Below are 16,484 nucleotides of genomic sequence, written 5' to 3'. Positions count from 1 at the left end.
GAGGCACGCGCGCTAGTAGTCCCCTTCACCGGGCCAAGCGACTGATGCCCGCCACCATCCTCGCCCACAGCTCTTCCGGCAAGTCATGCCCCATGCCGGCGATCAGTTCGAGCTGGGCGCCGGGAATGCGACGCGCCAAATCGTGGGCCGCGGGCACGGGCACCAGCGGGTCGGCCTCGCCGTGGATGATGATCGTGGGTGCTTTGATGCGGCTGAGTTGGCCGGCGCGGTGCGTGTCGGCGGCGATGGCGGCCAGTTGACGCAGCACGCCGCGGGGGCGGTTGCTGCGCCGCAAGGAGGACTTGATGCGCTCACGCAGCTCGGCTTCAGGCGCGGGGTAGGCGGGGCTGCCGATCAGGCGAAACAACTGGTAGGTGCGCTCCACCACGGCGGCGAAGTCCCTGGGATTTGGCGGCCGGCTCAGCAAGGCGCTGCGCACCCGCATCGAGGGACCGGGCACCGAGCGAGCGCCGCTGTTGGTCATGATCAGACTCAGGCTTTTGACACGCTGCGGCGCCAACAGGGCCACATGTTGGGCAATCATGCCGCCCATGGAGGCGCCGCAGACATGGGCTTTTTGCAAACCCAGCGCATCCAACACGCCGAGCGCATCGCGGGCCATCTCGGCCAAGCTGTAGGGGCTGCGCACCGGCAGGTGCAAGAGATGCTGCACCGAGGCCAGGCCGATGTTTGGCACGCCCAGCTGGTCGAAGCTCTGACTCAAGCCGGCATCGCGGTTGTCAAAGCGAATGACGCGAAAGCCCTGTGCCAGCAACTGCTGCACCAGGCCCTCGGGCCAGGCGGTCAGCTGCATGCCCAGACCCATGATCATCAGCAGCGGCTCGGCCGTGGGCGGTCCTTGGTCGTCGACTTCGATGGCGATGCCATTGGCGGAGATTTGCATCAGCGCTTCTTCTTGTTCATTCCGGCTGCCCGGTGCGGTAGAACCAACGCCGCGCGCCCTGTGCCTCGAAGGCCTGCCAGTCCTGCGGGTCTTGTGCCAAGCGGTCAGCGATTGCATAGAGCGCCAGCGGGTTCATGCCCAAACCCAGATGGCTGGCGTGCACTTCGATGTTCTCGTGCTGCGGGCCGGGTTCCATCACGCTGCAGCGCCAGGACACGATGCCGTCGCTGCGCGAATAGATGGAGGTGGTGGGCACCGGCGGTGCCTGACGGATCTGCGCCAGCATGGCCGGGTCCCCGACATGGCGGCCATTCATCAGTTCGAAGAACTTCCAGGCATTGGTCGCGCGCGGGTGGCCGGTGAAGGGCGTGCCCAGGGTGATGACGCAGCGCACATGCTCGGGCAGCTCCTTGGCCAACTCGCGGGCGTAGATGCCGCCCAGGCTCCAGCCCACCAAGCTGACCGGCTTCGCATGGCGTTTGAACAAGGCCTGCACATCGCGGTTGCACTGCTCCAGCACGCCTTGCCGAGGCCCGAAGTTAAAGCCCTGGTGCCAGGGATGGGTGTCGTAGCCCAAGTCGTCCAAAAAGCGTCGCAGCGGCTGCGTCGTCAGGTCATTGGCGCCAAGACCTGGAAAGACCACCACCGGATGGCCATCGCCCGGCGGCAGCTTGCGCAGCCAGGGTGAGGCGGCCAGCAGGGCCGCAAACTCCCAGGGCGCTCGCCCTTCCAACATCATCAACAAGGCATTGGGCGGGCGCAGGTCCAGATGCGGCCAAGCATTGTGCGAAGGGCTTGATGCGGGTTCTTCGGTCGTCGGCGCGGCCTTAGGGCTGCGTGGGACCTTGGCCCTTTTGGGGCGAGGTGCAGGGGATGGAGAGTGAGCGGGCATGAGTCAACAAAGGGTGTTGAAACGATCAAAGCGTCATGGGTGGTCGCGAGCCTCGATCAGCCTTTGCTGCGGGCTCGGGTAGAAGAAGCCGGTGCCTTCTTAGCCAGAGGCTTTCTTGTGTTCTTCTTGCTGGCTGGGCCGGATGCAGGCTTGGCCACCGGCAGCGCCAGAAACTCCAAGAAAGCCGCCTCCAGATGCGCGGCCAGTTCATTCGTTTCTGGCAGTGCGTGAGCGCAGGCCATCAGCCCGATGTCGAGCGAATCGGCATAGCTTTGCACGGTGATGTTCAGGCCCAGGCCATGCACAACGATGGAGGCCGGGTACATGCTCAGCACCCGCGCGCCGGCCAGGTAGAGCGGCTGCGCTGGCCCCGGCACATTCGAGATCACCAGATTTGCCACCGTCGGTAGGCGTTCGGCCACATGGGCGCGCCCATAGAGCTGTGCGCCGGCCTGCATCAACCAGGGCACGCCCAGTGAGGGGTAGTCGCTGGGCATCAAGGATTTGATGCGCTCCAGTTCGCCCTTCATGGTCTGTGAAGCTTCGAGCAGATAGGCCAGGCGCTTGCGCGGGTCCGCCACCTGCGTGCCCAGGCTGACCACGCTCATCGTGGCCTGGGTGTTGGCCTTGCTCATGCGCGCGCTGCCGCGCATAGACACCGGCACCGCCGCCACCAGTGACTTGCGCGGCAGCGGCCCATGCTTGCTGAAGTAACGCCGCAGCGCACCGGCACAGATGAAAAGCAGCGCATCGTTCAGGCTGGCGCCATGCCTGCGCCGCACATCGTGCAAAACCGGCAAGGGCAGGCTGATGGTGGAGAAGCTGCGCTCGGCGCTGACGCTCTGGTTCAGCCGGGTGCGCGGGGCCAGGCTCAGTGCGCTGGCTTCCTTGTCTTGGGGCTCACTGCTCAACCAAGCCTTCAACTTAGCGCCGGCCAGATCGGCAGCGGTTTGAGCGGCCATGCTGCTCAGCGTGCCGGCGGCGCCAGGCAAGGCGCGGGCGAGTTGCCAAGTCTGCGCCATTTGCTGGGCTAGGGCCGAACGCAAAAGGCCGACGGTGCCGATCTCGGCCGCTGCGACGGCGCTGCTCGCTGTGTCGGCGGCCGCAGCTGCGGCTACTCGCGTCGTGGGTTTGCGCGGTTTGGCCGTGCTATCGAGCAAGATGCCGGCCAGGGCCACGGCGGCCTGCCCGTCCACGGCCGCATGGTGCAGCTGGGTGTACAGGCCATAACGCTGTTCGCCCTCGGGCCCGGGCTCCAGGCCGTAGAAGACATGGAACTTCCACAGCGGCCGCTCACGGTCCAGCAACTCGGTGTGCAGCAGGCCGACCTGCTGCTCTAGCGCGGCCATATCGCTGCCGGGCGGCAGGTCGTAGCCGACGATGTGTTCTTGCAGATCGGGCTCGGCCTCCACCCAACTGGGGTTGGCCAGATTCAAAGGCATGGTGGCCAGCTTGCGGCGCAAGACCGGCGCCAGCGGCAGCCGTGCCGCGATATGCGCCCGCAAGTGCTCTAGGAAGTCGCCCGCATAGTCGGCCGGCAACTCCAGCAGATGCAGGGCGCCCACATGCATGGGCATCTGGGCCGTTTCCAGATGCAAAAAAGCGGCGTCAATGCCAGCGAGTGGATTCATCGATTCAGGCCCTGCGAGCAGATCCGATGAGCATACCCGGCTCTAAGCCCGATAAAGCCTTTGAGCGGCTTACACCGAGAGCCGCCTCTAAGTCTCATCAGAAACATAACTCATTGGATGAGGCATGGCAGCCGAGCTTTGGGCTGCGGACATGGGGTGCACACAGTGGGCGTTCGCGTCGTGGAACACGCGCAAGGCCGCGAAGGAGCGGTCCGGTGGCGCGTTTTGCGCAGGTAAAGAAGGGAGGCCGTGACCCTAGGTCACGCCGGAATGACACGGAGCAAAGCGCGCCGCCGGACTGCTCACGGGCGAGCTATCCCAGGACTCAGAAGCCTGGGATGCTCTCAGCCCATGTCCACAAAACGCCAACGATCCCGGTTGAACGGGTGGCGGACAAAGCCGCGAACTTCTTTTTGCAGCATGTCCACCCGCAGCGGATAGTTGTGCGGGTGATAGGGCATATAGGCCAACATCAGATGGGTGGCTTTGTGCATCAGCGCCAGGCGCTCGGGGCCGTCGGGCAGCACCCGCTGGCGCTCGTAGATGCGGTCGTACTCGGCCAGTTTCAGGCGCGCATCGTTCGATTGCCCGGCATTGGGCCCGTAGCCCATGCCCAGCAAAAAGTCGCCGTCGGGGGAACCCAGGTCCCAGGTGTAGCCCCAGATCATCAGCTGGCCGACCAAGGCTTTCTTGATCAACTCGCCGAAGGTGGCGGTCTCGAACTGCATGCGCAGACCCACCGCATCCATCTTCTTCTTCCACAGCTCATGCAGCTGGCGTTCGCGGGCGGTTTCGCGCCCGGCGCGGCGCAGCGTCAGCGGGCTGCCGTCGGGATTCAGGCGGTAGCCCTCGGGGTCGCGCTTGTCATAGCCATACAGGTCCAGCAGTGCCTGGGCGCGGGCCGGGTCGGTCAAGCCGGCCTCGCTGCGCAACTCCGGCTCATGGCCATAGATCAGCGTGGGCAACATGCTTTGCGCCGGCAAGGCCTGACCCTGCAGCACCAGCCGTGTTTCCTCGGCGTTGTCATAGGCCAGCACGATGGCGCGGCGCAGCGCTACTTTTTCGGGTGTGTAGCCGCCGATCTGGGGGTCTTCAAGGTTGAAGTAGCTGAAGGCGATGTCGGCGCCATGCGAGCTCAGCGCTCGCACACCGCGCTTTTGCAGATTCGGCGCGAGGCGTCCGTTGGGCAGGGCAAGGCGCGCTACATCGACCGGCATCTCGACCAAGTCCAACTCGCCGCCGAGAAAGGCCAGCCAGCGTGGTTGCGCCTCGTTGATGATGCTGACGCGAACTTCGTCCAGCAGCGGCAAGCGCTTGCCGGCCAGCTCCTGAGCGGCGCGGGCAGCGTCGGCGTCGCCGACGGCAGGCCCGTCGGATTCGAAGAACTGCTCGCGGAAATTCGGGTTGCGCTCCAGCACGATCTCCGAGCTGCGCCGCCAGCTCTTGAGTCGAAAGGGCCCGGTGCCCACCGGGTGGGCCATGATGTCGTCGCCGTAGGCCTCGACCACCTCGCGCGCCACGGCGGCGGTGAAGTTGCTGCTGGCAAAGACATTGACGAAGCGCGGGTCGGGTTCGGCCAGGCGCACCTCGAAGCGGTAGCGGTCCAGCGCCCTCAGGCCAGCCACCGGCTTGTCGTAGTCAAACGCCGTCTTGTTCTTCAGCGCTTGATTGCGCAGCTCCGTCAGACCCAGCAGCCTGGCCGTCTCGAACTGGTAGAGATGCTCGGTCTTGATGCGCGGGTCGTAGTAGCGCTTGATGCTGTAGACATAGTCCTCGGCCACCAGCTCGCGCTTCTTGCCCTTGAAGGCCGGGTCATCGGCGAAGTAGATGCCGGGCCGGATCGTGAAGACAAAGTGCTTGAAGTCGGCCGAGACCTCGGGCAGGCTCGCCGCTGTCAAAGGCTTGAGCAGCACCGGCCGGGCCAGATAGTCAAAGGTCAGCGGCGGCTCAAAGATGTGCGAGGCCACCTCGACCGAGGTCCGGTCCGAGACCTGCGGCAAATCAAAGCCGACCTCGGCCGAGTTGAAGGCGGTACGTAAAACCTTACGCTTGTTTTCAGCGGCACTGGCCGCTAAGGCTGGCGCGGCCAAGCAAGTGCTGCCTGCGAGCGCCGCACCCTGGCTCAGAAAGCGGCGTCTTGAACTCATCGCGCTGGCTTCAGCGAGTTGTCCACATCAATGAACTGCCAGAAGTCATTGCTGAACAGCGGCCTGCGGTAGCCAATCACCCAGGCCTGGCTCATGTCATTGATGATGCGGTGCACATGGGTTTTCTCGGGCACATAAGTGGCCTGGATGCGCTTGACTTGCAGGAACAAGGCCTCGCGCTCGGGGCCGTCGGGCATCACTTGCAACTGTTCGTAGAGTTTGTCGAATTCGGCGGACTTGAAGCGGGCGTAATTGCGCGCGCCGATGGCCGGGCTGTAGAGGCGCAGCATCTGGTCCAGGCCATCGGGGGCGTTGGCGCTGTCGGCCAACATCCACAGCATCAGCTTGCCGGCGCGGGCCTGCTTGAGTTGCTCCGGCCATTTGCCATGGAAGAACTTGGTGCGAATGTTCACTGCGCCGAAATTGCGCTGCCAGAGTTCGTCGTACTGGCGCGAAAGCGCGTCGGGCTGGGTGGCCACTTCGATCACCAGCGGCGAGCCGTCGGGCATATCGCGCCAGCCGTCACCGTCTTTGTCCACATAGCCGTACAGGTCCAGCAAGGCCTTGGCACGCGGGATGTCGAAGTCGCTGTTCGTGCTCTTGTAGGCGGCGTCATAGCCCGAGGTGTGTGGCGGAATCATCGACTGTGCCGGCACCGCTTGGCCGCGCCGCACGCCGTTGATCTCGCGCTCAATGTTCAAGGCCAGCGAGAGCGCGCGGCGCAGCGCCACCTTGTCTTCGCTGTAGCCGCCCAGCGTCTTGTCTTCGAGATTGAAAAAGGTGAAGGCGCTTTCCGCCCCCATCACGCGAAACAGCTGAAAACCGCGTTTGGCCAAGTTGGGCGCCAGCTTGCCCTTGGGCAGGGCCACGTTGACGAACTCGGGTGGTACCCGGTCGAGCAAATCATGTTCGCCGCCCACAAAGCTGAGCCAACGCGGCTGCGATTCTTCGATGATGGCGATTTCGACCCGGTCGATCATCGGGATGCGCCGGCCCTTGAAGCGGGCCAGCAGGGCCTGGCCTTCGGCGTCATCGGCGGCCGGCTCGGCCTCGTAATAACGCTCACGGTAAGCGGGGTTCTTCTCCAGCACCATGCGCGAGCTGCGCCGCCAATCCTTCAGCACAAAGGGGCCGGTGCCGACCGGGTGCTCCATAGTTCGGTCGGCGTAGGCTTCCATCACCTCGCGGGCCACGGCGCCAAAGCGGTCGCTTTGCGCCAAGCCGTAGATAAAGCGAGGCCGACTTTCCTTCAGCTTGAACTGCAGGGTGTAGCGGTCCAGCGCGCGCAGGCCTTCAATGGGCTGCTCGTAGTTGAAGGGCTTCTTGGTTTTGAGTGCCTGCTCGCGCAACTCGTTCAGGCCGATCAGGCCAAAGTCGCCCACGGTGGTCCAGCTCGGGCTTTTGCTGGCCGGATCCGCAAAGCGCTTGTAGCTGTAGACATAGTCCTCAGCCACCAACTCGCGCCGCTTGCCCTTGAAGGCGGGGTCGTCGGTGAAGAAGATGCCGGGCTGGATGCGCACCGTCCAGGTCTTGAAGTCGGCCGAGACCTCGGGCATGCCGGCCGCCGTCAGGGGCCGAACCTTGATCGGCCGAGCCAGGTAGTCGTAGCTGTACAGCGCCTCGAACACATGCGAGGTGATGATGCGCGAGTAGGTGTCGCTGATCTGCGCCGGGTCAAAACCAGTTTCGGCGATCTGGAAGGCGTAGCGCAGCACCTTGGGGGCTGCGGGGGCTTCTGCAGAGCTGGCGCTTGCAGGCAAAGCCAGGCCGAGGCCCAGGCTCAGGCTCAGGCTCACTGAGGCAAGGCCGCAGGCCAGCAGTCTTAAAAAACGGGACGGATTCATCAGATTCACTTCGGCTTCTTGCTCTCGTCAATGTCCACGTACTGCCACCAGTCCTGCCAGAACAGGGCGCGGCGGTAGCCGATCACCCAGGGGTGGGCCATATCGGTCAGGATGCGGTGCACATGCTGCTTGTAAGGCATATAGGTGGTGGCGATGCGCTTGGCTTGCAGGAACAGGGCTTCGCGTTCCGGCCCATCGGGCAGGGCCTGCAGGCGCTCGTAAATCGCGTCGTACTCCGGCAGCTTGAAGCGCGACAAGTTCTGCCCGCCTTTGGCCGGGCCGTAAAGGCGCTGCAAGGCGCTGACGCCATCGGGCTGCGAGGCCGAGGAGCCCACGCCCCAGATCATGAACTTGCCACCGCGTGCGCTCTTCAGGTTCTCAGGCCATTTGGCGGTTTTGAACTCCGCCTTGATGCCGACGGCCTTGAGGTTCTTTTGCCACAACTCATCGAGCTGGCGTGAGGCGTTGTCGGGCTGGGTGTTGCGGATCACGACCAAGGGCTTGCCGTCGGGCAGGTCGCGCCAACCGTCGCCATCGGCATCGACATAGCCGTAGAGGTCGAGCAAGGCCATGGCGCGGGCCGGATCGTAGTCGCCGGTTTCTGACCTGTAGTCGGCCGAGTAGCCGGTGGTGTGCGGCACGAGGGGCGACTGCGCTTGCACCGCTTGGCCGCGCCGCGCCAGGCGGATTTCGCGGGGTACATCGATGGCCAGGCTGATGGCGCGGCGCAGCGCGATCTTGTCCGGCGTGTAGCCGCCGACCACCGGGTCGTCCATGTTGAAGGTGCTCAGGGTGGCGTCCGGTCCGATCACTCGGAAGGCTTGTACGCCGCGCTTGGCCAGATTGGGCGCCACCTTGCCATTCGGCATGGCCTGGCTGATGAACTCGGCGGGCACACGCTCCAGCAGGTCTTTTTCAGCGTTCAAGAAGGACAGCCAGCGGGGCTGCACTTCTTCAATGATGGCGATCTCCACCCGGTCGATCATGGGGATGCGGCGGCCCTTGAAGCGCGCCTGCAAGGCCAGCCCTTCGGCATCGTCGGGCGTGGCCTCCGCGTCGTAAAAACGTTCACGGTAGTCTGGGTTTTTCTCCAGCACGATGCGGGAGCTGCGCCGCCACTCAGCCAAACGGAAGGGGCCGGTGCCCACCGGGTGCTCGGCGATCTTGTCGCCGTAATGCTCGACCACCTCGCGGGCCATGGCGCCGAACAAGTCGCTGCCCACCATCAGGGATTCGATCAGGCGAGGCCGTGCGCTCTGGGTTTTGAACTGCAAGGTGTAGCGATCCAGGGCGCGCAGGCCCGCCACGTCCTTGTCGTACTCAAAGGGCTTCTTGCTGTCGAGCGCTTGCTTTCGCAGGGCGCCCAGGCCCACCAAATCGGCCTCTTCCACATAGCTCCAATTGGGGCTTTTGAGCGCCGGGTCAGCAAAGCGCTTGAGGCTGTAAACGAAGTCTTGCGCGGTCAGCTCGCGCTTCTTGCCCTTGAAGGCCTCGTCATCGGCGAAGTAGATGCCAGGCTGGATCTTGATGGTGAAGCTGCGGAAATCGTCCGAGATCTCGGGCATGCCTGCGGCGAGCAAGGGCTTGATCTGCACCGGGCGAGCCAGGTGGTCGTAGCGGTACAGCGCTTCAAAGATGCCGCCGGTGACGGTGCGCGAATAGATGTCGCTGAGCTGCGAGGGGTCGAAACCGGTCTCAGCAATCTGAAAGGCATAACGCAGCACTTTGGGGGCTGCTGTGGCCGCCGCCGCGGGGCTATCGCTTGCCTCGGGTGCTGCGTGGGCCGTGCTTTGCAAAGCAAGCCAAATGCTCAGCGAGCAGGCCAGCATTTGGGGCAAGTTCAACTTCATCTTCATGGCGGTCTTGTGCTTGGACTCTCTGGCTTACTTTCGGTGGGCTTGGCTGGGGTCGATGTCCACGTACTCCCAGAAATTCAACCAGAACTGCGGGCGCCGATAGCCCAGCAATTGCGGATGCGCCAGATCGGTGATGATGCGGTGGCCGCGCGGCCGATACGGCGCATAGGCCGCACCCAGGCGCTTCAGCTCATTGAACAAGGCCAGGCGCTCGGGGCCATCGGGCAAGGCGTTGGACTGCTCGTAGAGATCGTCCAAGACCTTCAGCTTGATGCGCGCATAGTTCTGGCCGCCAATGCGGTCGCTGTAGAAAAAGCCCAAGGCGTCTTGCCCATCGGGCGAGGCGGCCGAGCTGGCCAGCGACCAGATTTGGAACTTGCCAGCGCGCATGGACTTGAGGTTCTCCGGCCATTTGGCAGTCTTGAACTGCACCTTGATGCCGATGCCGGCCAAGCTCTTTTGCCAGATCTGGTCGATCTGGCGCTGGAACTGCTCGGGCGTGGTGAGGCTTTCCAAGACCAGCGGGCTGCCGTCGGGCTGCTCGCGCCAGCCATCGCCGTCGCGGTCGAGATAGCCGTAGAGGTCGAGCAGAGCCTTGGCGCGGGCCGGATCGTAGTCGCCGCTTTCACTCTTGAATTGCGGGTCGTAGCCGGTGGTGTGCGGCAGCATGATGGACTGCGCGCTGATCGCCTGGCCGCGACGCACCAGCTGAATCTCACGTTCGGAGTTGGTGCCCAGCGCAATCGCGCGGCGCAGCGCGATGCGCTCGGGCGTATAGCCACCGATCACTGGGTCTTCCAGATTGAAGACGGTGAACAGCACGTCCGAGGTCACCACTCGGTAGCTTTGAATGCCACGCTTGGCCAAATTGGGCGCCACCTTGCCGCCTGGCATGGCTTGGTTGATGAAGTCTTCGGGCGTGCGCTCCAGCAGGTCGAACTGGCCGTCCAGGAAGGACAACCAGCGTGGCTGGTTCTCTTCGATGATGGCGATCTCCACCCGGTCGATCATGGGGATGCGGCGACCTTTGAAACGAGCCAAATAGGCCTGACCCTCGGCATCGTCGGCATTCGGCTCGGCGTCATAAAAACGCTCGCGGTAGCCGGGGTTGCGTTCCAGCACGATTTGCGAGCTGCGCCGCCAGCTGGCCAGTTGGAAGGGGCCGGTGCCCACCGCGTTTTCGCTGCTGTGCTCGGGGTCCAGCTCGATCACCTCGCGGGCCACGGCACCCAAAAGGCTGCCGTCGGCCAGGGTTTGGTCAAAGCGCGGACGCGGCTTGCCCAGCCGAATCTGCAAGGTGTAGCGGTCCAGCGCCTTCAAGCCTTCAATCGGCTTGTCGTAATTGAAGGGCTTTTTACTCTTCTGGACTTCCGCGCGGTATTCATTCAGGCCCAGTAGATGGTTTTCTTCCAGGCCGTCCCAGGTGGGCGAGTTGGTCAGCGGATCGGCAAAGCGCTTGAAGCTGTAGACATAGTCCTCGGCCGTCAGCTCGCGCTTCTTGCCCTTGAAGACGGGGTGATCGGCGAAATAGATGCCAGGCTGGATGCGAATGGTCCAGGTCTTGAAGTCGGCGCTGACCTCGGGCAGAGCGGCGGCTGTCAGTGGCTTGAGCTTGGCCGGCCGGGCCAGATGGTCGTAGGTGAAGAGGCCTTCGAAGATGTGCTGGGTGACGATGCGCGAATAGATGTCGGTGACCTTGGCGGGGTCGAAACCGGTTTCGGCGACCCGGAAGGCATAACGCAACACTTTGGGGGAAGCTTGGGCCGTCGGGCTTGGGCTGCTTGGCGCTGGGCTGGATTCGGCCCAGCTGCCGCTGCCCAAGAGGCCCAGGGCCAAAGCGCCGAGCACACTGCGAACCAGGCCCTGTCGGCGGGCGAATGAAAACGAGCGGAAGATCATGAAAGGGCTACCTGGGGTCTGGGGCTCAAAGAAGGGCAAAAAGGGGCTCAGGGCTTGCGGGATGCTGAGTTCAGCACGCCGCTGTCAATATCGACGTACTGCCAGGGGGCGCGCACAAAGACATTGCGGTCATAGCCGACCACCCAGGGCTGGGCCAAGTCGGTGTAGACGCGGTGCACATGCATCTTGATAGGCATATAGGCGGCCAGCAGCTTTTGCGCTTCCGTCATCAGCGCCAGACGCTCGGGGCCGTTGGCCAGCTTTTTCTGCGCTTCGTACAAGGCGTTGTAGGCCGGCAGGTCAAAGCGTGATTTGTTCGATTGCCCTTTGTTGGGCCCATAGCCCAGGGCCAAAAAGGTGTCGCCATCGGGCGAGGCCGCACTCCAGCCTACCCCCCACATTTGCAGCTTGCCGGCGGTGGCGGCCTTCAGGTTCTCGGGCCATTTGGCATGGCGGAATTTGATGCGCAGCTGAATGGCGTCCATCGCTTTTTGCCAGAGCTCGGCCAGCGCGCGCTTTTCGCCGTCTTGCTCGGTGGCGTACTCGATGGTGAGCGGGCTGCCATCGGGCTGATCGCGCCAGCCGTCGCCGTCGCGGTCCACATAGCCGTACAAATCGAGCAAGGCTTTGGCGCGCGCCAGATCATGCTCGCTCATGGTGGTTTTCAGGCCGGGGTCATAGCCAAATACGCCAGGGCTGATAGGCCCCTGCGAGGCGATGGCCTGGCCGCGCCGGGGCAGGCGGATTTCTTTGTCGAGGTCGATGGCCAGCGAGATGGCGCGGCGCAGCGCGATCTTCTCTGGCGTATAGCCGCCGACCAGCGGGTCTTCCATATTGAAGTAGGAGATCGCCACATCGGCGCGCGGATAACGCACCATCTGCAGGCCTTGCTTGCTCAGGTTGGGCGCCAGCTTGTTGTTCGGGATGGCGATCGGTGCGTACTCATTCGGCACCTCGTCGACCAGATCGGCCTCGCCGCGCAGGAAGGACAACCAGCGTGGCTGGTTCTCTTCGATGATGGCGATCTCGACCCGGTCGATCATGGGCAGCTTGCGGCCCTGCAGCCGGGCGGCTTGTGCCACCAGCCTTGCGTTGTCGCCCGGCGGCCGCTCGTCATACAGCACTTCGCGGTAATTGGGGTTGGGCGTCAGCACCATGCGCGAGCTGCGCCGCCATTCGCTCAAGGCCCAAGCGCCGGTGCCGACCGGGTGGTCCATGATCTTGTCGCCATAACGCTCCACCACCTCGTGCGCCACCGCACCCAGCGTGGAGGGATCGGCAAACTGGTTGATGAAGCGCGGGTCGCCGGTTTCGGTGCGGACCTGGAAGCTGTAGCGGTCGATCAGCGTGAGGCCGGGCACCGCGCGCTGGTAGTCGAACGGGGTTTTGTTCTTCAAGGCCTCGCGCCGCAGCTCGTTCATGCCGGGGATGCGAGCGTTCTCCAGCAAATAGAGATTCGGGCTTTTCCAGCGCGGGTCAAAGTGGCGCTTGATGGAGTAGATGTAGTCGGCCGCGGTCAGCTCGCGCTTTTTGCCCTCAAAAGCCGGGTCATCGTTGAAGAAGCTGCCGGGCTTGATGCGAAAGGTCAGCGTTTTGAAGTCGGCCGAGACCTCGGGCAGGCTCTCGGCCGTGGCAGGCCGCAGGCGGATGGGCCGGGCCAGGTATTCGTACTGCAGCGGTGCCTCAAAGATGCCGCCGGCAATGATGCGCGAGTACAGGTCGGAGATTTGTGCCGGGTCGAAGCCGGTTTCGGCGATGCGAAAAGCGTAGCGCAGCACCTTGGGTGCTGGGGCTTCGCTGGCCTCGGGCCTTGCGGCCTCCTGGGCGTGCGCCCAGCCCGCGCAGTTGAGCGCAAGCGCGGTGGTCATCAGCAGCAGGGCCGGAATCCGGGGTCGCAGCACGGTCACATGCATCCTGGTTCGTGGACGGACAGACAAACAAACGCGCCGGCAGGCTTTTGACCTCGGCGCGATGGAGCTCTTGCGCGCCCGCTCAGCTAGAGCGACGCAGGGCGAAGTCTAGTGCCTGTGCGCCGGCCCGGCCATGCAGTCCAACCCCAGGGTTGAGGGGCGGAGCTTTGCGGGGCGGATCACTTGCCTTGGCGCTTCAAGACCTCGGTGTCGATGTCCACATACTTCCAGAAGTCGCGCACAAAGACATTGCGGTTGTAGCCCACGACCCAGGGTTGCGCCATATCGGTGAAGACGCGGTGCACCTCGGTCTTGTAAGGCATATAGGCGATCAGCAGCTTGGCGGCCTCGGCCATCACCGCTTGGCGCTCGGGGCCATCGGGCAAGGACTTTTGCTTGGCGTAGAGCGCGTTATAGGCCGGCAGGTCAAAGCGCGCCTTGTTGGCCTTGCCCTTGGCACCGCCGTCGCCCAGGGCCAGGAAGGTGTCACCATCGGGCGCCGTGGCCACCCAGGACACGCCCCACATCTGCAGCTTGCCGGCATTGGCCGCCTTCAGGTTCTCGGGCCATTTGGCGGTTTTGAACTTGACGCGGATCTTCAGCGCATTCATGGTCAGCTGCCATTGCTCGTTGAGTTGGCGGTTGGTGCTGTCGGGCTGCGTGGCGTATTCCAGCTTCAGCGGCGAACCATCGGGTTGCTCGCGCCAGCCGTCACCGTCTTTGTCGACATAGCCGTACAGGTCCAGCAGGCTCTTGGCCTTGGCCAGGTTGAACTCGCCCATCTCGGACTTGAAGTTCGGGTCAAAGCCAAAGGTGCCGGGAGCGATCGGGCCTTGCGAGGCCACGGCTTGACCGCGGCGGGCCAGGCGGATTTGCTTGTCGACGTCCGAGCCCAGCGAAATGGCGCGGCGCAGCGCGATCTTCTCGGGCGTGTAGCCGCCGATCACCGGGTCTTCCATATTGAAGTAGGTGAAGGCCACGTCGGCACGCGGGTAACGCGTCATTTGAATGCCACGCTTGGCCAGATTCGGCGCCAACTTGTTGCCGGGCATGGCGATGGTGGCGAAGTCGGCCGGCACTTCTTCGATCACGTCTTTTTCGCCATTGACGAAGGATAACCAGCGCGGTTGCGCTTCTTCAATGATGGCGATGACCACCTTGTCCACCATCGGCAAGCGGCGGCCTTGCAGCGCCGCGACATGGGCGGCCAGGGCGGGGTTGTCGGTGGGTGCCACTTCCGCATAGCGCAGCTCGCGGAAGTTGGGGTTCTTCTCCAGCACGATTTGCGAGCTGCGGCGCCACTCGGCGAGACGCCAGGCATTGGTGCCGACCGGGTGCTCCATCACCTTGACGCCGTACTTCTCTACCACCTCGCGGGCCACCGCGCCCAGGAAGCCGGCATCGGCGAACTGGTAGATGAAGCGTGGGTCGCCCACGCCCAGCTTGACCTGGAATTTGTAGCGGCTCAGCACCTGCAGGCCCTCGACCGGGCGGTCGTAGTCAAACGGCTTTTTGGCGGCCATCAGCTCCTTGCGAAGCTCGGAGAGGCCGAGGATCTTGACGTTTTCCAGCAGGTAGAGATTCGGGCTCTTCCAGACCGGGTCGTAATGCCGCTTGATTGAATAGACATAGTCGGCCGCGACCAGCTCACGCTTTTTGCCGCCGAAGACTTCGTGGTCGTCAAAGTAAATGCCGGGCTTGAGCTCGAAGGTCAGGGTCTTGAAGTCGGCCGACAACTCCGGCATGGCCACCAAAGTGTTGGGGCGCAGCTTGGCCGGGCGGGTGTGATATTCAAACTCCAGCGGCGCGTCGAAGATGCCGGCGGCCACGGCTTTTGAGTAGCTGTCGGAAATCTGCGCCGGGTCAAAGCCGGTCTCGGCGGCGCGAAAGGCATAACGCAAGACCTTGGGGGACTCGCTGAGGGCTTTGCTGCTGTCCGCCCCAGCCGTCGCTTGCGCCGATGCCAGGCCAGCGGCAGCGCTTAACAGACCGAAGAGCAGCGGCACCAGCGCCCCAAAAGACCGGGGACTTTGCTTCAAGAGATTTTTCATTCGAGGTTCATCTTCTATTCATCTGCTCGGCCATGGCGAAGCGCATTTGTGTCACGACTGCACCGCGGAAGCGAGGCTTTGCCCCCGCTCAAAGGCCGGAAATGCCGATGGAAACGGGCCTTCGCCCAGGATGAGGGCGCTTGCAGAGCCGCGCAGTCTAGTGCTTTGTGGCTTGAGCGCCTTATGCGCAAACTGCATCAGGCTAGGTTTGATTCGTTGCTTGAGCCCTGAAATAGCGGCCTAGCCCCGCAGGCGCGGGGGGGCGCCCTGGGCAAATGCCGGTGAGCGAGGGGCGGCAGTTCGACTAGACTCGCGCCAGATTTTCTTTGCGCAAACCCCGTTCGCCACGAGCCTGCGGGGTTTCACTTTTGTCGAACTGCGACCTGCAAACCCTGGAGACGCGACAGCAATGTTGGCCTACCTGCTCAGGCGCCTGTGGCAAATGATTCCGACTCTGCTCGGTGTCGTGCTGCTGGTGTTCTTTCTCTTCAAGTACTTTGGCGGCGACCCGGCCGAAATCCTCGGCGGCCTGAACGCCAGCCCTGAGCAGATCGACGCGATCCGCGAACAGCTGGGCCTGAACAAGCCGGTGCTGGAGCAGTTGTGGATCTTCATCAAGCAGATCGTCACTTTCGACTGGGGCAAGAGCTGGGCGACCAATGAGTCGGTGGCCAGCCTGTTCAGCAGCCGCTTGCCGGCCACGCTGACGGTGATGTTGCCCATCCTCTTCCTGGAAGTGCTGCTGGCGATTCCGTTTGCGCTGGCCGTGGCCTCGGTGCGCGGCAGCCTGACCGACCGCGCGGTGATGATCATCAGCACGGTGGCGGTGTCGATCTCGCTGCTGGTCTATGTGATCGTGGGCCAGTATGTGTTCGCCTTCCGCCTGGGCTGGTTCCCGGTGCAGGGCTGGACCGACAGCGTCTGGACCAACTTGACCACCTATGCGCCGCTGCCGGTGATGGTGGCCGTGGCAGTGGCGATTGCGCCTTACACGCGTCTGTACCGCACCTTCTTCCTCGATGAAATCGGCCACGACTATGTGCGCACCGCGCGCGCCAAGGGCATGACCGAGGGCACGATTCTGCTCAAGCATGTGCTGCGCAACGCCATGATTCCCATCATGACGAACATCTCCGTGGCCTTGCCCGGCGTTTTCGTCGGCAGCTTCTTGCTGGAAGTGTTCTTCTCTATCCCCGGCCTCGGCCGTGAGATCTTGCTGGCAGTGAACCGCAGCGATTACCCCGTCATCCAGGCCTTCGCGATCTACATCGCCTTCCTGACCATGGTGGTGAACTTGATCACCGACTTGCTCTACAAGCTGGTCGATCCACGGGTGGTTTTGAAATGAGT

10 protein-coding genes are annotated in these 16,484 nt (G+C 63.5%); 1 reads left to right on the top strand and 9 read right to left on the bottom strand.

Annotated features, from left to right (window positions below):
* Positions 1-25: 25 nt before the first annotated feature.
* From LNV06_RS18245 to LNV06_RS18205, 9 genes are all read right to left on the bottom strand, one after another.
* On the bottom strand, positions 26-904 hold the full coding sequence (locus LNV06_RS18245) for an alpha/beta fold hydrolase (protein WP_263539722.1): 879 nt from the start codon (positions 902-904) through the stop codon (positions 26-28).
* 16 nt (positions 905-920) lie between these two features.
* Positions 921-1,796, bottom strand: coding sequence for an esterase/lipase family protein (locus LNV06_RS18240; RefSeq protein WP_263539721.1), 876 nt, complete (start codon positions 1,794-1,796; stop codon positions 921-923).
* 56 nt (positions 1,797-1,852) lie between these two features.
* On the bottom strand, positions 1,853-3,427 hold the full coding sequence (locus LNV06_RS18235) for a wax ester/triacylglycerol synthase family O-acyltransferase (protein WP_263539720.1): 1,575 nt from the start codon (positions 3,425-3,427) through the stop codon (positions 1,853-1,855).
* Between the two features lie 344 nt (positions 3,428-3,771).
* Positions 3,772-5,574, bottom strand: coding sequence for an ABC transporter substrate-binding protein (locus LNV06_RS18230; RefSeq protein ID WP_263539719.1), 1,803 nt, complete (start codon positions 5,572-5,574; stop codon positions 3,772-3,774).
* Positions 5,571-7,418 (bottom strand): ABC transporter substrate-binding protein, encoded by a 1,848-nt coding sequence (locus tag LNV06_RS18225; protein ID WP_263539718.1) that lies wholly within the window; start codon positions 7,416-7,418, stop codon positions 5,571-5,573. Before LNV06_RS18225 ends, LNV06_RS18230 begins: the two co-directional genes overlap by 4 nt.
* Before the next feature lie 5 nt (positions 7,419-7,423).
* Positions 7,424-9,274: an ABC transporter substrate-binding protein gene (locus LNV06_RS18220; protein WP_263539717.1), complete on the bottom strand. Its 1,851-nt coding sequence runs from the start codon at positions 9,272-9,274 to the stop codon at positions 7,424-7,426.
* Positions 9,275-9,301: 27 nt separating this feature from the next.
* Complete coding sequence (locus tag LNV06_RS18215; protein ID WP_263539716.1) at positions 9,302-11,173, bottom strand: ABC transporter substrate-binding protein; 1,872 nt, start codon at positions 11,171-11,173, stop codon at positions 9,302-9,304.
* A gap of 47 nt (positions 11,174-11,220) precedes the next feature.
* Positions 11,221-13,074: an ABC transporter substrate-binding protein gene (locus LNV06_RS18210; RefSeq protein ID WP_263539715.1), complete on the bottom strand. Its 1,854-nt coding sequence runs from the start codon at positions 13,072-13,074 to the stop codon at positions 11,221-11,223.
* A 188-nt stretch (positions 13,075-13,262) separates the two neighbouring features.
* Positions 13,263-15,122: an ABC transporter substrate-binding protein gene (locus tag LNV06_RS18205; RefSeq protein ID WP_263539714.1), complete on the bottom strand. Its 1,860-nt coding sequence runs from the start codon at positions 15,120-15,122 to the stop codon at positions 13,263-13,265.
* A gap of 421 nt (positions 15,123-15,543) precedes the next feature.
* Here LNV06_RS18205 and LNV06_RS18200 point away from each other — a divergent pair, with 421 nt between their 5' ends.
* The gene (locus LNV06_RS18200) at positions 15,544-16,482 is read left to right on the top strand and encodes an ABC transporter permease (RefSeq protein ID WP_263539713.1); all 939 of its coding nucleotides are present in this window, start codon (positions 15,544-15,546) and stop codon (positions 16,480-16,482) included.
* Positions 16,483-16,484: the final 2 nt, after the last annotated feature.

Origin of the sequence: Paucibacter sp. Y2R2-4, from assembly GCF_025717535.1 — a bacterium.
GTDB lineage: Bacteria > Pseudomonadota > Gammaproteobacteria > Burkholderiales > Burkholderiaceae_C > Paucibacter_A.
The sequence above is the reverse complement of the archived record's forward strand: the minus strand, read 5'-3'. Positions and strand labels throughout refer to the sequence as shown.

What these genes read in the sequence shown, in the direction of transcription:
- LNV06_RS18225 (WP_263539718.1), bottom strand. Translation starts at nt 7,418, where the DNA reads ATGAATCCGTCCCGTTTTTTAAGACTGCTGGCCTGCGGCCTTGCCTCA.
- LNV06_RS18200 (WP_263539713.1), top strand. Translation starts at nt 15,544, where the DNA reads ATGTTGGCCTACCTGCTCAGGCGCCTGTGGCAAATGATTCCGACTCTG.
- LNV06_RS18245 (WP_263539722.1), bottom strand. Translation starts at nt 904, where the DNA reads ATGCAAATCTCCGCCAATGGCATCGCCATCGAAGTCGACGACCAAGGA.
- LNV06_RS18230 (WP_263539719.1), bottom strand. Translation starts at nt 5,574, where the DNA reads ATGAGTTCAAGACGCCGCTTTCTGAGCCAGGGTGCGGCGCTCGCAGGC.
- LNV06_RS18240 (WP_263539721.1), bottom strand. Translation starts at nt 1,796, where the DNA reads ATGCCCGCTCACTCTCCATCCCCTGCACCTCGCCCCAAAAGGGCCAAG.
- LNV06_RS18235 (WP_263539720.1), bottom strand. Translation starts at nt 3,427, where the DNA reads ATGAATCCACTCGCTGGCATTGACGCCGCTTTTTTGCATCTGGAAACG.
- LNV06_RS18220 (WP_263539717.1), bottom strand. Translation starts at nt 9,274, where the DNA reads ATGAAGATGAAGTTGAACTTGCCCCAAATGCTGGCCTGCTCGCTGAGC.
- LNV06_RS18215 (WP_263539716.1), bottom strand. Translation starts at nt 11,173, where the DNA reads ATGATCTTCCGCTCGTTTTCATTCGCCCGCCGACAGGGCCTGGTTCGC.